Origin of the sequence: Pseudomonas sp. LLC-1 (assembly GCF_002992185.1) — a bacterium.
GTDB classification, from domain to species: domain Bacteria; phylum Pseudomonadota; class Gammaproteobacteria; order Pseudomonadales; family Pseudomonadaceae; genus Aquipseudomonas; species Aquipseudomonas monteilii.
Genome location: NZ_LUVY01000014.1, coordinates 88,054 through 101,492 on the forward strand (window position 1 = coordinate 88,054; position 13,439 = coordinate 101,492).

A 13,439-nucleotide genomic window follows, 5' to 3' on the forward strand; every position below is an offset into this window, starting at 1 on the left:
CGCGAAGAGGCCGGTACAGGTTAAGCCTTGGCCCGGCGAGCCTTGAAGAAATCACTGAGGATCTGCCCGCACTCTTCAGCCAGCACCCCGCCCTCCACCATCACCCGATGGTTCAGGAACCCTTGCCCGAAGAACTGCCCCTGGCTCTGCACAATCCCTGCCTTGGGCTCCAGCGCCCCAAACACCACGCGCATCACCCGCGAATGCACGATCAGCCCCGCACACATGCTGCACGGCTCCAGGGTCACGTAAAGGGTGCTGCCGGGCAGCCGGTAATTACTGGCAGACTTCGCCGCTGCGCGGATGGCCACCATCTCGGCATGCGCACTGGGGTCGCTGTCGATGATCGGCCGGTTGAAGCCCTGGCCGATCACCTGACCATGCTGCACCAGCACCGCCCCCACCGGCACTTCCCCCATGGTTGCGCCTTCAGCAGCCAGGGCCAGTGCCAGGCGCATGAATTCCTGATCGCGGCTGCGATCGATGATCTGCGGGCGCATCAAACCACCGCAATCGCGGCCATCAGGCCGGTTTCCATGTGGTCGATGACGTGGCAGTGGAACATCCAGGTGCCCGGGTTATCCGCCACCAGGGCTACCTGGGCGCGTTCGTTCTTGCCCAGCAGGTAGGTGTCGGTGAACCACGGCTCCTTGATGTCGTGGCGATTGGAGCCGATCACCTTGAAGCTCATGCCGTGCAGGTGGATCGGGTGCTGGTACTGGGTCATGTTCTTCAGCTCGAAGATGTAGCTCTTGCCCTTCTTCAACGTGGCGATGGGGCGGTCGGCGCAGGTCTTGTCGGTGATGTCCCAGGCCTGGCCGTTGATCTGCCACATGCTCGATGGCTTGTCCGGGTCAGGGGTGACAGTGACGTTGGCCGCCCATTCGAAATTGAAGTTGAGCTTTTCGGCATTCTCCAGGTCCGGCTCGGCGATCGGGTTGGGCGGCAGCGCTGGCGGCCAGTCACCCGGCACGTCGTTGCTGGCCACCGAACGCAGGGTGCCCAGGCGCACGAAACCGTCTCGCAGGGAAATCTCCTCACCCGCCTCGGGAATACGGATGGCCAGGCAGATACGCATGCCCGGGCCGAGCCAGTACTCGTCTTCCAATGGGCGCGGGGTCACCGGGTTGCCGTCGAGGGCATAGATTTTTGCCTCGCAGTTGCCCTTGAGGTTGAGGCGGTAGGTCCAGGTGTTGTCCAGGTTCAGCAGACGCACCCGCACCACTTGGCCGGCCGGCAGCTCGGTCACCGAGTCGGGCTGGCCATTGATGGTGATCAAGCGCCCGGCGGTGCCATTGCGCGCGGCCTCACGCGGGATGCTGAAGGGCAGCCAGGCGCCCTGCTCGTCCACGTGCCAGTTCTTCAGGCTCAGGGTGCGCTCATGCTGGAAGCCGGTCGGCTCACGCTCCTCGACGATCAGCGGGCCGACCAGGCCGCGCCCCAGCTCTTCGGAGCTGCTGACATGCGGGTGATACCAGTAGCTGCCGGCATCCGGTACGCGGAACTTGTAGTCAAAATACTCGCCCGGCTTGACCGGCAGTTGCGAGACGTAGGGCACGCCGTCCATTTCCAGCGGCAGGCGAATACCGTGCCAGTGAATGGTGGTTTCCACCGGCAGGTGGTTGATGAAGCGTACCCGCAGCCAGGTGCCCTGGCGCACGCGAAGCTCGGTGCCTGGTGCCGAAGGGCCGAAAGCCCAGGCCTCGGTCTTGAAGCCCGGTACCAGCTCGACATCCAGCGGCGCTGCGATCAGCTCGTAATCATGCCCGGCATTGTCGTCTTCGACCTTGCCCAGCCAGTAACGCGCCGCGCCACCGGCGCCCAGGCCAACCACAACCAGGCCGGTGAGGCCCTTGAGCATTTGTCGACGGGTGAAGGACATCGGTGCGGGTACCTCGTGTTCTGCGCAATCAAGCTGCCAGCAGCGGCTGGCGATGAAGGGCGAATACGATACACCTGCAAATAGGAAAGATTAAGTGAAGTGTTGTTTCAATGGCCTAAGCCACCCTGTCCCTGGTGTTTACGCTTGTTTACAGATTCGCAAACCGCTGTACACGCACAATGGTTTTTTTATTCAGCAAGGCCGACATCATGGCAGCCATTAGCTTTCGCCCTGCAGTACCCGAAGACGCCGCAACCTGTATAGCCATCCGGGCCCAGACCAGAGAGAACGCATTCACGGAAGAGGACCTGCGCGCCCTGGGCATCACCGTCGACACCTGGAGCAGCGGCATTCGCGACGGGGGCTCCCCTGGGTTCGTGGCTTGCAATGCTGATGAGATAGTCGGCTACTGCTTCGCCGACAAGGACAGCGGCGAGGTCACCGTACTTGCCCTGCTACCCGCATACGAGGGCCAGGGAACCGGCAAGCGTTTGCTTCAGATGGTTGTCGATCTGCTGCGGGAGCTGGGGTTCGAACGCCCTTTCCTGGCTTGCTCCAGCGACCCTAACGTACGCTCATATGGCTTCTATCGTCATCTGGGCTGGAAACCGACAGGTGAGCAGGATGAAGCGGGAGACGAGATCCTGCAGCTCGGTTCGATGTAGCGCCAAAAAATGCAAAAGCCCGCATTCAAGCGGGCTTTTGGGTGTTTCCGGCTATTGGTGCGGGATCATTCCCACTCGATAGTCGCCGGCGGCTTGCTCGACACGTCGTAGGTAACGCGGGAGATACCGTCGATTTCGTTGATGATACGGCCGCTGACGGTTTCCAGCAGTTCGTACGGCAGGTGTGCCCAGCGCGCGGTCATGAAGTCCACGGTCTCGACGGCACGCAGGGCCACGACCCAGGCGTAGCGACGGCCGTCGCCAACGACGCCAACCGACTTGACCGGCTGGAACACCACGAACGCCTGGCTGGTCTTGTGGTACCAGTCGGCCTTGCGCAGTTCTTCGATGAAGATGTGGTCGGCGCGACGCAGGATGTCGGCGTATTCCTTCTTCACTTCACCCAGGATGCGCACGCCCAGGCCCGGGCCCGGGAACGGGTGGCGGTAGACCATGTCGTACGGCAAGCCCAGTTCCAGGCCGATCTTGCGCACTTCGTCCTTGAACAGCTCACGCAGCGGCTCGACCAGCTTGAGGTTCATTTCTTCCGGCAGGCCACCCACGTTGTGGTGCGACTTGATCACGTGGGCCTTGCCGCTCTTGGCGCCAGCCGACTCGATCACGTCCGGGTAGATAGTACCTTGGGCGAGGAACTGGATGTTTTCCAGCTTGCTGGCTTCGGCATCGAAGATGTCGATGAAGGTACGGCCGATGATCTTGCGCTTCTTCTCCGGGTCGGCTTCGCCTTCCAGGTTGTCGAGGAACTGCTTTTCAGCATCGGCGCGGATCACTTTGACGCCCATGTTCTCTTTGAACATGGCCATCACCTGGTCGCCTTCGTGCAGGCGCAGCAGGCCGTTGTCAACGAATACGCAGGTCAGCTGGTCGCCGATGGCGCGGTGCAGCAGCGCGGCAACCACCGAGCTGTCGACGCCGCCGGACAGGCCCAGCAGGACGTTGGCCGAACCGACTTGCTCACGCACCTGGGCGATGGCGTCTTCGACGATGTTGGACGGGGTCCACAGGGCTTCACAGCCGCAGATGTCCTGCACGAAGCGGGACAGGATGCGACCGCCTTGCTTGGTGTGGGTCACTTCCGGGTGGAACTGCACGCCGTAGTAGCCACGGGAATCGTCGAACATGCCGGCGATCGGGCAGCTTGGGGTGCTGGCCAGCACGTGGAAGTTGCCCGGCATCTGGGTAACCTTGTCGCCGTGGCTCATCCACACGTCCAGGCCCAGTACGCCGTCGTCGTCAACGTGGTCTTCGATGCCGTCGAGCAGGCGGCTCTTGCCGACCACGTCTACGCGGGCATAACCGAATTCACGCAGGTCGGAACCTTCTACCTTGCCGCCCATCTGCTCGGCCATGGTCTGCATGCCGTAGCAGATGCCCAGCACCGGTACGTTCAGGTCGAACACGGCCTGCGGAGCGCGTGGGCTGTTGGCTTCGTGGACCGACTCGGGGCCGCCGGCGAGGATGATGCCGCGCGGGTTGAATTCGCGGATCGCTTCATCGTCCATGTCGAACGGGTGCAGTTCGCAGTACACGCCGATTTCGCGCACGCGGCGGGCGATCAGCTGGGTGTACTGGGAACCGAAATCGAGGATCAGGATGCGGTGAGCGTGAATGTCGAGGGCCATGACTCAATCTCGTCAGTGGAAATCGGAAACGACGCGGGGCTGTCGTGACAGCCCCGCATGCTTATATTGCTGGAAGCCTCAGCCTACGCGGTAGTTAGGGGCTTCTTTGGTGATCTGCACGTCATGCACGTGGGACTCGGCCATGCCGGCACCGGTGATGCGCACGAATTCCGGCTTGGTGCGCATCTCTTCGATGGTTGCGCTGCCGGTGTAGCCCATGGACGAACGCAGGCCGCCCATCAGCTGGTGGATGATCGCAGCCAGGGCGCCTTTGTAAGGAACACGGCCTTCGATGCCTTCCGGTACCAGCTTCTCGGCGCCGGCCGAGGAGTCCTGGAAGTAACGGTCGGACGAGCCTTGCGCCTGTGCCATGGCACCCAGCGAGCCCATGCCACGGTAGGCCTTGTAAGAACGGCCCTGGAACAGCTCGACTTCACCCGGAGCCTCTTCGGTACCGGCGAACATCGAACCCATCATCACGCAGGAAGCACCGGCAACGATGGCCTTGGACAGGTCACCGGAGAAGCGGATACCGCCGTCGGCAATCAGTGGCACGCCAGTGCCTTCCAGTGCGGCGGCAACGTTGGCGATGGCGCTGATTTGCGGCACGCCGACACCGGCAACGATACGGGTGGTGCAGATGGAGCCTGGGCCGATACCGACCTTGACGGCGTCAGCGCCCGCTTCGGCCAGGGCCTTGGCAGCGGCGCCGGTGGCGATGTTGCCGCCGATAACCTGCACTTGCGGGTAGGTTTCTTTTACCCAGCGAACGCGGTCGATCACGCCTTTGGAGTGGCCGTGCGCGGTGTCGACAACCACCACGTCAACGCCAGCGGCTACCAGGGCAGCAACGCGCTCGCCGGTATCCTTGCCGGTGCCGACCGCAGCGCCAACGCGCAGGCGACCTTGGTCGTCCTTGCTGGCCAGCGGGTAAGCCTTGGCTTTTTCGATGTCCTTGACGGTCATCATGCCCTTGAGGTTGAACTTGTCGTCAACGATCAGGACCTTTTCCAGGCGGTGCTTGTGCAGCAGCTCGCGCACTTCGTTCTTGTCGGCGCCTTCGCGGACGGTGACCAGACGCTCTTTTGGCGTCATCACGTCGCGGACCTTGGCGTCCAGGCGGGTTTCGAAGCGCACGTCACGGGAAGTGACGATACCGACCAGGTCGCCGTTCGCCAGCACCGGTACGCCGGAGATGTTGTTCAGGCGGGTCAGGTCGAACAGGTCGCGCACGGTGGCGTCGGCGTCGATGGTGATCGGGTCCTTGACCACGCCAGCCTCGAACTTCTTGACCTTGCGCACTTCGCCGGCCTGCTGTTCGATGGTCATGTTCTTGTGGATGATGCCGATACCGCCTTCCTGGGCCATGGCAATGGCCAGGCGCGCTTCGGTCACGGTATCCATGGCGGCGGAAACCAGCGGAATGTTCAGCTCGATGCCACGGGTCAAACGGGTCTTGAGACTGACTTCATTGGGCAGTACCTCGGAATAACCAGGTACAAGGAGGATATCGTCGAAGGTCAGGGCTTCTTGGCTGATACGCAGCATCGCGGGGGCTCCCGGGCGGGAAAAATGGAAGCGCGCCATTATACTCATGCACGGCGCGCCGCTCAATGCAAAATAAGGGCCTTCGGTCAGCCTTGTGGCAGTTTTACCTGCACCACGGCCACCGGCTGGTCGAGCCAGTCGGCGAAGCTGTCGAGAAAGGCCTGGGTGAACCCGGCCTCGCCCCAGTTGTTGAAGATGAACCCCAGGTTGGAAAAGGCACATGGCTGCAGGTAAATGAAGCCATTGATGTCATCTTCGAAGCCGCACAGCGGGCAGGTGAAGTTGTCACTTACCCCCGGCATCCACTCTTCCAGGCTTTCGAACAGCGGCTCGCCCACTTCGCGCCGGCATTCCGGGCAACCGGCTTCTTCAAGAAAGCCATCGGTCGGGGTATAGATGCAGCGCTTGAGCATCACTTCCAGGCCGTTGACCTGCTGGCCGAAGGGCAGTTTTTCCGGGAACAGGGCCACTTTGCGCGCGCCTGCAGCCAAGGCATGACCCATGCGGTTGCCGGTGCGGCCACAGGTGGTCAGTTGCTCCTCGACGACCTTTTCGCGCACCAGCCAGCGCAGGATGGCGCGGGCGCGGGCTTCATGCACCGGGACAGTGGACAGCTTGGGAACGATGATGCTCTGGGTGTTCATGAACGGGAAAAGCCTGAAAAACTGCGGTAATGACGCAATTCTACCGCTCAGGCGCTCAGGTAGCGACCGATCAACGCCAGCCCGCTGGCCAGCACCAGCCAGGTGACCAGGCGTACAAATGCCTCACGGGACAGCCGGTGGGTCAGCCTGCGCCCCAGCCAAAGGCCGACGAACATGACCGGCAGCAAGCAGGCGGCAAGCAGCAGCAAGCTTTGGTCGGCATAGACACCGGCGACCAGGAACAGCGTCAGGCGCACCACCGTGCTGCAACTGATCAGCGCGCTCTGGGTGGCACGTACCTGCTCCTTTACCTCCAGCCGTGCGCTCAGGTAAAGGGCGTACAAGAAACCGCCGCTGCCAAATAGCGCACCGAACAAACCACCTGCCGTACCCATCGGCACCGCCCACACGCCGGACAACCGGGCCGGCCGCACCTTCACCGCCAACCCGTACAGCGCGTAGGCCGTGACGAACAAGCCCATCAGCAGCAGCAAAAGGTCGGATTTCAGTTGCAGGAGAAATACCACGCCCAGCGTGCAGCCCAGCGCCATGAACGGCAGCAGCCGCAACAACTCGCTGCGCACCACATCCCGGCGCGATGGCAGCAGGTTGCCGAACGCGGCAACGAAGTCCAGCAGCACCAACAGCGGGATGATGCGTGACAACGGCATGAAGTGGATCAGCACAGGGCCGGCCACCAGCGCCGTGCCGAAACCGGCGATGCCAAAAACGATGTAGGCGGCACCGACACCGAGCAGGATGGGCAGCCAGTCAAGGCCGGAAAACGACAGTTGGGCAAGCATGGCAGCAGTTCCTGAAAAGACAGGCCAAGGTTAGCCAGCCATGAGCCATGCCGACTAATATGCCTTTATCGCCATAGCTATCTTGAAAAGGCATGACATGACGTCGATCCGCCAGTTGCGTTACTTCGTGGAAATTGCCGAGTGTGGCAGCTTCAGCGGCGCCGCCGAACGGCTGTACATCGCCCAATCGGCGCTGAGCCGGCAGATCAAGGAGCTGGAGCAGCAGCTGGGCACACCGCTGTTCGAGCGCACGGCACGCCTGCCGCGCCTGACGCTGGCCGGGCAAGCCTTTCTCGAACGGGCACGCCGCTTGCTGGCCGACCTGGCGCAAGCAGAGCGCGTAACGCGCGACATTGGCAAGGGGTTGCAGGGCAGCCTGCGCCTGAACCATTCCAGTACCGTGCCGCTGATCGGCCCGTTGCTGGCTCGCCTGGGGATCTATCTGCGGGAAAACCCGGGGGTTTCACTGGAGATCGCGCAGCAGTCGTCGGAGGCCCAGCTGGAAGATATCGCGGCCGGGCGGCTGGATATCGGCCTGCTGCGCTTGCCGGTGCTGCGCCAGCACGAAGGCGTGGTGCTGCACGAACTGTTCAGCGAACCGCTGTTGCTGGCGGTCGCCGCTGGGCACCCGTTGGCCAACGCGCCGCACGTTCAACTGGAGCAATTGAGGGAAGAACGTTTTATTTCCATCCCGCACCGGGACCGTGGCGGGCTGAGTTACCTTTCCGCTTCGTTGTGCATGGAGGCAGGCTTCTTTCCACGCGCGGCGCAGGTGCTGTCGCGCAAAACTACGCAATTGCAGCTGATTCAGGCGGGTTTCGGGGTGGCGTTACTGCCAGCGTGCATGCGTGAAATTGCGCCGGCTTCGGTCAGTTTCGTGGCGCTGGAAGGGGGCTGCGAGAGCACCGTAGCGCTGGCTTGCCGACGTGATGCAGGGCAGATGGTGCGCCAGTTCGTGAAGGCGATAGGGCCGGGACAGACAACCGGGGCCGATGTCCTTTATGATGCCCGCCATGATCAAAGACCCCTTCGAACGACTCGGCCTGGACCGTGAGGTCCTTACCGTCAGCCAACTCAACGGCCGCGCCCGCGTGCTGCTGGAAGACGTGTTCCGCAGCGTGTGGGTGGAAGGCGAGATTTCCAACCTCGCCCGCCCGGCGTCCGGCCACATGTACTTCACCCTCAAGGACAGCGGCGCCCAGGTGCGCTGTGCGTTGTTCCGGCAGAATGCCACCCGCGTACGCCAGGCCCTGCGAGACGGCCTTGCCGTTCGTGTGCGCGGCAAGGTTTCGCTGTTCGAGGGGCGTGGCGACTACCAGCTGATTCTCGACACCGTCGAGCCGGCCGGCGATGGCGCGCTGCGCCTGGCGTTCGAAGCCCTGAAGGAAAAGCTCGGTGCCGAGGGGCTGTTCAGCGCCGAACGCAAGAAGCCGCTACCGGCCCACCCACAGCGCATCGGCATCGTCACGTCACCCACCGGTGCAGTGATCCGCGACATCATCAGTGTGTTCGGCCGCCGTGCCCCCCAGGTAGAGCTGAACCTGATCCCGACAGCGGTACAGGGCCGCGAAGCCATCGCGCAGATCGTGCGTGCCATCCGCCTCGCCGACAGCCTCGGTTTCGATGCGCTGATCCTGGCCCGCGGAGGCGGCTCGCTGGAAGACCTGTGGTGTTTCAACGAAGAAGCCGTGGCGCGTGCGGTTGCCGCTTGCGTCACGCCGATTGTCAGCGCAGTGGGCCATGAAACCGATGTGTCGATCAGCGACTTTGTCGCTGACGTGCGCGCGCCCACACCGTCTGCTGCCGCCGAACTGCTGGCCCCCGACAACAGTGGCCTGCAGCAACGCCTGGATGGCCTGCAACGGCGCCTGCTGCTGCGCATGCAGAACCGCCTGACCCACGACCGCCTGCGCCTGGAATCCCTGGCCCGGCGCCTGCGTCACCCGGGCGAGCGTTTGCGCCAGCAAGCCCAGCGCCTGGACGACCTGGACATGCGCCTGCGCCGCGCCTTCATGCTCAGCCTCAACCAGCGCCGCGAGCGCCTGGCACGCCTGGATACGCGCTTGGCCGCACAGCACCCGGGGCGTAACCTGAAACTGCTGAGCCAGCGCCTGGACAGCCTGGCCGAGCGCCTGCCACGGGCCATGCGTGACGTGCTCAAAGATCGCCGCCAACGCTTCCAGGCTCAGTTGCAAACCCTGCAGGTGGTCAGCCCGCTGGCCACCCTCGCCCGCGGCTACAGCATTTTGCTGGATGAACAAGGCCAGGCCATCCGCAGCGCCGAACAGACCCGCAACGGCCAGCGCCTGACCGCTCGCCTGAACGAAGGCGAGCTGCTGGTGCGGGTCGAAGACAACCACCTGACCCCGGTCACCCTCTCACTACTGGACTGACACATGCCCCGCCTGCTTGCGCCCCTGCTTGCCCTTTCCCTGTTGCTGCTGGCCGGCGGTGCTCAGGCCAGCTACATCACCCGCACGCTGAACAAGCCGGTGCCCGGCGGCGTTGCAGTGGTCGACCTGGGCCCCGCCGCCAGCGCGCCGAGTGCCCGCTTCGACGGCAAGCCGGTGCTGGTGGTGAAAGAGCAGGATACCTGGCTGGCCATCGTCGGCATCCCGCTGACCCAGAAGCCCGGCACTGCCACGTTGAACCAGGGCGGCCGCACGCTGCCCTTCAGCGTGGGGAGCAAGAAATACCCCGAGCAGCGCATCACCCTGAAGAACACCCGCCAGGTCAACCCGAACCCGGCCGACCTCAAGCGCATCGACCGCGAACTGGCCGAGCAGATCAAGGCCTACCGCAGCTTCAGCCCGAGCCTGCCGAGCAACCTGATCCTCGACAAGCCGGTCAACGGCCCGCTGTCGAGCAAGTTTGGCGTGCGCCGCTTCTTCAATGGCGAAGAACGCAACCCGCATGCCGGGCTGGACTTCGCGGTGCCGGCGGGCACGCCAATCAAGACCCCGGCCAATGGCAAGGTGATTCTGGTGGGGGACTACTTCTTCAATGGCCGCACAGTATTCGTCGACCATGGGCAGGGCTTCATCAGCATGTTCTGCCACATGTCGAAGATCGATGTGCAGGTGGGCCAGCAGCTGCGCCGTGGCGAGGTGGTCGGGCGTGTGGGCTCCACCGGACGGGCGACCGGGCCGCATATGCACTGGAACGTCAGCCTGAATGATGCGCGGGTGGATCCGGCGATTTTCATTGGGGCGTTCCAGCCCTAGTATCGGCGGCGCCTGCTTCGCGGGCATGCCCGCTCCCACAGGTATTGCGCCGCTCTCGAAGGCTGCGCTGTACCTGTGGGAGCGGGCGAGCCCGCGAAGAGGCCAGCACTGCCAATATCAATTCCATCATGTTGCGCCATCGAAAAATACCGCGCAATAATCAAGAAGCTCCAAAAGAACCCAAGCTATAAAATCTCGCTCCTAGGCTTTTTTTAAGCATTCCTCTCAATTTTCTTCGAACGCTTGCCATCCCCCACCCCACTGGTTAAGTTTGAAGGCATGAAAACCTTCAGCACCCTCATCCTGCTCCGACAACATCGCAGCCTCTGCCTGGTCAGCGCCCGACTACCAGGTTGAATCGCGTCGCCTCGCCTCTTCATCTCGTTATCGCTCGGCAGGCCCGATCTCGGCCGCACACAAAAGGATTGCTTCCATGACCATGCTCAAAGACCCTTCGAAGAAGTACCGCGCTTTCCCGACCATCGACCTGCCTGACCGCACCTGGCCGTCGAAAACCATCACTGCCGCGCCGATCTGGTGCAGCTCCGACCTGCGTGATGGCAACCAGTCGCTGATCGAGCCGATGGATTCGGAGAAGAAACTGCGCTTCTGGAAGACCCTGGTGCAGGTGGGCGTGAAGGAAATCGAAGCCTCGTTCCCGTCTGCCTCGCAAACCGACTTCGACTTCGTGCGCACCCTGATTCAAGACGGCCATATTCCGGACGACACCACCATCCAGGTGCTCACCCAGGCCCGTGAAGACCTGATCGCCCGTACCTTCGAATCGCTGCGCGGTGCCAAGAAAGCCATCGTCCACCTGTACAACGCCACCAGCCCGTCGTTCCGCCGCATCGTCTTCAACCAGGACAAGCAAGGCGTGAAGGACATCGCGGTGAACGCGGCCAAGCTGTTCGTCAAATACGCTGCCCAGCAGCCGGAAACCCAGTGGACCTTCCAGTACTCGCCAGAAACCTTCAGCGCCACCGAAATGGAGTTCGCCAAGGAAGTCTGTGACGCAGTCATCGAGGTGTGGAACCCGACGCCTGAGCACAAGATCATCCTCAACCTGCCGGCCACCGTGGAAGTGTCCACGCCGAACATCTATGCCGACCAGATCGAGTGGTTCTGCCGTAACGTCAGCCGTCGCGACAGCGTGATCATCAGCCTGCACTGCCACAACGACCGTGGCACCGGCATCGCCGCCACCGAACTGGGCCTGATGGCGGGTGCCGACCGCGCCGAAGGCTGCCTGTTCGGCAACGGCGAGCGTACCGGTAACGTCGACCTGGTGACCTTGGCACTGAACCTCTACACCCAAGGCATCGACCCGTTGCTGGACTTCTCCGACATCGACGGCGTGCGCAAAGTGGTCGAAGAGTGCAACCAGCTGCCGGTGCACCCACGCCACCCGTATGTGGGCGATCTGGTCCACACCGCGTTCTCCGGCTCGCACCAGGACGCCATCCGCAAAGGCTTCGCCAAGCAGCAGGAAGGCGAGCTGTGGGAAGTGCCTTACCTGCCGATCGACCCGGCCGACATCGGCCGCAGCTACGAGGCGGTCATCCGCGTCAACAGCCAGTCGGGCAAAGGCGGCATCACCTACCTGCTCGAGCAGGAATACGGCATCAGCCTGCCACGCCGCATGCAGATCGAATTCAGCCAGGTCGTCCAGGGTGAAACCGACCGCCTGGGCCTGGAAATGACCGCCCAGCAGATCTACAGCCTGCTGCACAAGGAATACCTCCAGGCCAACGCGCCGTACGCGCTGGTCAGCCACCGCCTGCAGGAAGAAAACGGCCACAGCGCCGTGGAAGTGGAAGTTGCCGGCGAAGGCGAAACCACCCTGCACTGGCGCGGCAAGGGCAATGGCGCCCTGGAAGCCTTGGTAGCCGGCCTGCCGATCTCGGTGGAGATCATGGACTACAACGAGCATGCCATTGGCGCAGGCACCAATGCCAAGGCTGCTGCCTACATTGAATTGCGCGTGGCCGGTGGCCGTCCGGTGCATGGTGTGGGTATCGATGAAAACATCACCACCGCCAGCTTCAAGGCGCTGTTCAGCGCACTGAACCGCTCGTTGAGCCAGCAGGAAGCCAAAGCGGCCTGAGCCTTTGCGTGAATGAAAAAGCCCGCATCGTTTGATGCGGGCTTTTTTGTTGTCCTGTGCCGGCCTCTTCGCGGGCTCGCCCGCTCCCACAGGTACTGCACAGCACCTGAGAGCGGCGCGATACCTGTGGGAGCGGGCAAGCCCGCGAAGAGGCCGGTACAGGCAACAGAAGAATTCCAGGCAAAAAAAAGGGGCGCCGACCAAGCGCCCCATAAGCCGTAAAGCACACAACAAATTCAGTTGGCGTCCAGCAACGCCATCGCCTCGGCACTGCACGCCTCGATCCGCGCCCAGTCGCCGTTCTTGATCCAGCTGCTGTCGAGCATCCAGGTCCCGCCCACGCACATCACATTAGGCAAGGCCATGTAATTGCGCACGTTGGCCGGGTTGACGCCACCGGTTGGGCAGAAGCGGATATCACCGAACGGCCCGCCAAAGGCCTTGATCGCTGCAACACCGCCGCTGATTTCCGCCGGGAACAGCTTGAAGCGGCGGTAACCCAGGGCGTAGCCCATCATGATTTCGGACGGTGTGCTGATGCCTGGCAGCAACGGGATTTCACTGTCCACACCGGCTTCCAGAATGTCCTGGGTTATGCCCGGGGTAACGACGAACTGCGCACCGGCCGCTTCGACAGCAGCGAACATGCTGCGATCAAGCACGGTACCGGCGCCGACGCACAGCTCCGGGCGCTGTTCACGCAGCACCTGGATGGCCTTCAGGCCATGCTGCGAACGCAGGGTCACTTCCAGGGTACGGATGCCGCCGGCGGCCAGGGCATCAGCCAGTGGCAGGATGTCTTCCTCACGGGCGATGGTGATCACCGGCAGGATGCGCGCCTTTTCGCAAATGGCATCGATCCGCGCGGCTTTATCGGCCATCGAGAGCTTGGGCTGCGGGCGTTCAAGGGTGGTCATGACTGT

At 62.9% G+C, this 13,439-nt stretch carries 12 protein-coding genes; 5 read left to right on the forward strand and 7 right to left on the reverse strand.

From position 1 onward, the window contains the following. Positions 1 to 20: 20 nt before the first annotated feature. Positions 21 to 500, reverse strand: a complete 480-nt coding sequence (tadA, locus tag A0O30_RS13765) for a tRNA adenosine(34) deaminase TadA (RefSeq protein ID WP_105946883.1) — start codon at positions 498 to 500, stop codon at positions 21 to 23. Continuing rightward, positions 500 to 1,882, reverse strand: coding sequence for a multicopper oxidase family protein (locus A0O30_RS13770; RefSeq protein WP_105946884.1), 1,383 nt, complete (start codon positions 1,880 to 1,882; stop codon positions 500 to 502). Before A0O30_RS13770 ends, tadA begins: the two co-directional genes overlap by 1 nt. 209 nt (positions 1,883 to 2,091) lie before the next feature. Between A0O30_RS13770 and A0O30_RS13775 the strand changes: the two genes are divergently transcribed. Then, positions 2,092 to 2,547 carry a GNAT family N-acetyltransferase gene (locus A0O30_RS13775; protein ID WP_177410279.1) on the forward strand — a complete coding sequence of 152 codons (456 nt, stop codon included), beginning with the start codon at positions 2,092 to 2,094 and terminating at the stop codon, positions 2,545 to 2,547. A gap of 65 nt (positions 2,548 to 2,612) precedes the next feature. Here A0O30_RS13775 and guaA read toward each other — a convergent pair whose 3' ends face one another. The 4 genes from guaA to A0O30_RS13795 all read right to left on the reverse strand — a co-directional run bounded on the left by guaA (position 2,613) and on the right by A0O30_RS13795 (position 7,185). Continuing rightward, positions 2,613 to 4,190, reverse strand: a complete 1,578-nt coding sequence (guaA, locus tag A0O30_RS13780) for a glutamine-hydrolyzing GMP synthase (RefSeq protein WP_105946886.1) — start codon at positions 4,188 to 4,190, stop codon at positions 2,613 to 2,615. 78 nt (positions 4,191 to 4,268) lie between these two features. Next, positions 4,269 to 5,738, reverse strand: coding sequence for an IMP dehydrogenase (gene guaB, locus A0O30_RS13785; RefSeq protein ID WP_016713074.1), 1,470 nt, complete (start codon positions 5,736 to 5,738; stop codon positions 4,269 to 4,271). Positions 5,739 to 5,824: 86 nt separating this feature from the next. After that, entirely contained in the window at positions 5,825 to 6,382 is a 558-nt protein-coding gene (locus A0O30_RS13790; protein WP_105946887.1) for a sugar ABC transporter ATPase, read from the reverse strand. Between the two features lie 47 nt (positions 6,383 to 6,429). After that, entirely contained in the window at positions 6,430 to 7,185 is a 756-nt protein-coding gene (locus A0O30_RS13795; protein WP_105946888.1) for a sulfite exporter TauE/SafE family protein, read from the reverse strand. A gap of 97 nt (positions 7,186 to 7,282) precedes the next feature. On the opposite strand from A0O30_RS13795, the gene A0O30_RS13800 reads away from it, so the two are divergent. From A0O30_RS13800 to leuA, 4 genes are all read left to right on the forward strand, one after another. Next, complete coding sequence (locus A0O30_RS13800) at positions 7,283 to 8,239, forward strand: LysR family transcriptional regulator (protein ID WP_371921625.1); 957 nt, start codon at positions 7,283 to 7,285, stop codon at positions 8,237 to 8,239. After that, on the forward strand, positions 8,199 to 9,578 hold the full coding sequence (gene xseA / locus A0O30_RS13805) for an exodeoxyribonuclease VII large subunit (RefSeq protein ID WP_105946889.1): 1,380 nt from the start codon (positions 8,199 to 8,201) through the stop codon (positions 9,576 to 9,578). Before A0O30_RS13800 ends, xseA begins: the two co-directional genes overlap by 41 nt. 3 nt (positions 9,579 to 9,581) lie before the next feature. Beyond that, positions 9,582 to 10,409: a M23 family metallopeptidase gene (locus tag A0O30_RS13810; RefSeq protein WP_019098217.1), complete on the forward strand. Its 828-nt coding sequence runs from the start codon at positions 9,582 to 9,584 to the stop codon at positions 10,407 to 10,409. 433 nt (positions 10,410 to 10,842) lie between these two features. Beyond that, positions 10,843 to 12,516, forward strand: coding sequence for a 2-isopropylmalate synthase (gene leuA / locus A0O30_RS13815; RefSeq protein ID WP_060497425.1), 1,674 nt, complete (start codon positions 10,843 to 10,845; stop codon positions 12,514 to 12,516). Between the two features lie 236 nt (positions 12,517 to 12,752). Here leuA and A0O30_RS13820 read toward each other — a convergent pair whose 3' ends face one another. Continuing rightward, on the reverse strand, positions 12,753 to 13,433 hold the full coding sequence (locus A0O30_RS13820; protein WP_049275724.1) for a bifunctional 4-hydroxy-2-oxoglutarate aldolase/2-dehydro-3-deoxy-phosphogluconate aldolase: 681 nt from the start codon (positions 13,431 to 13,433) through the stop codon (positions 12,753 to 12,755). Between the last annotated feature and the right edge of the window lie 6 nt (positions 13,434 to 13,439).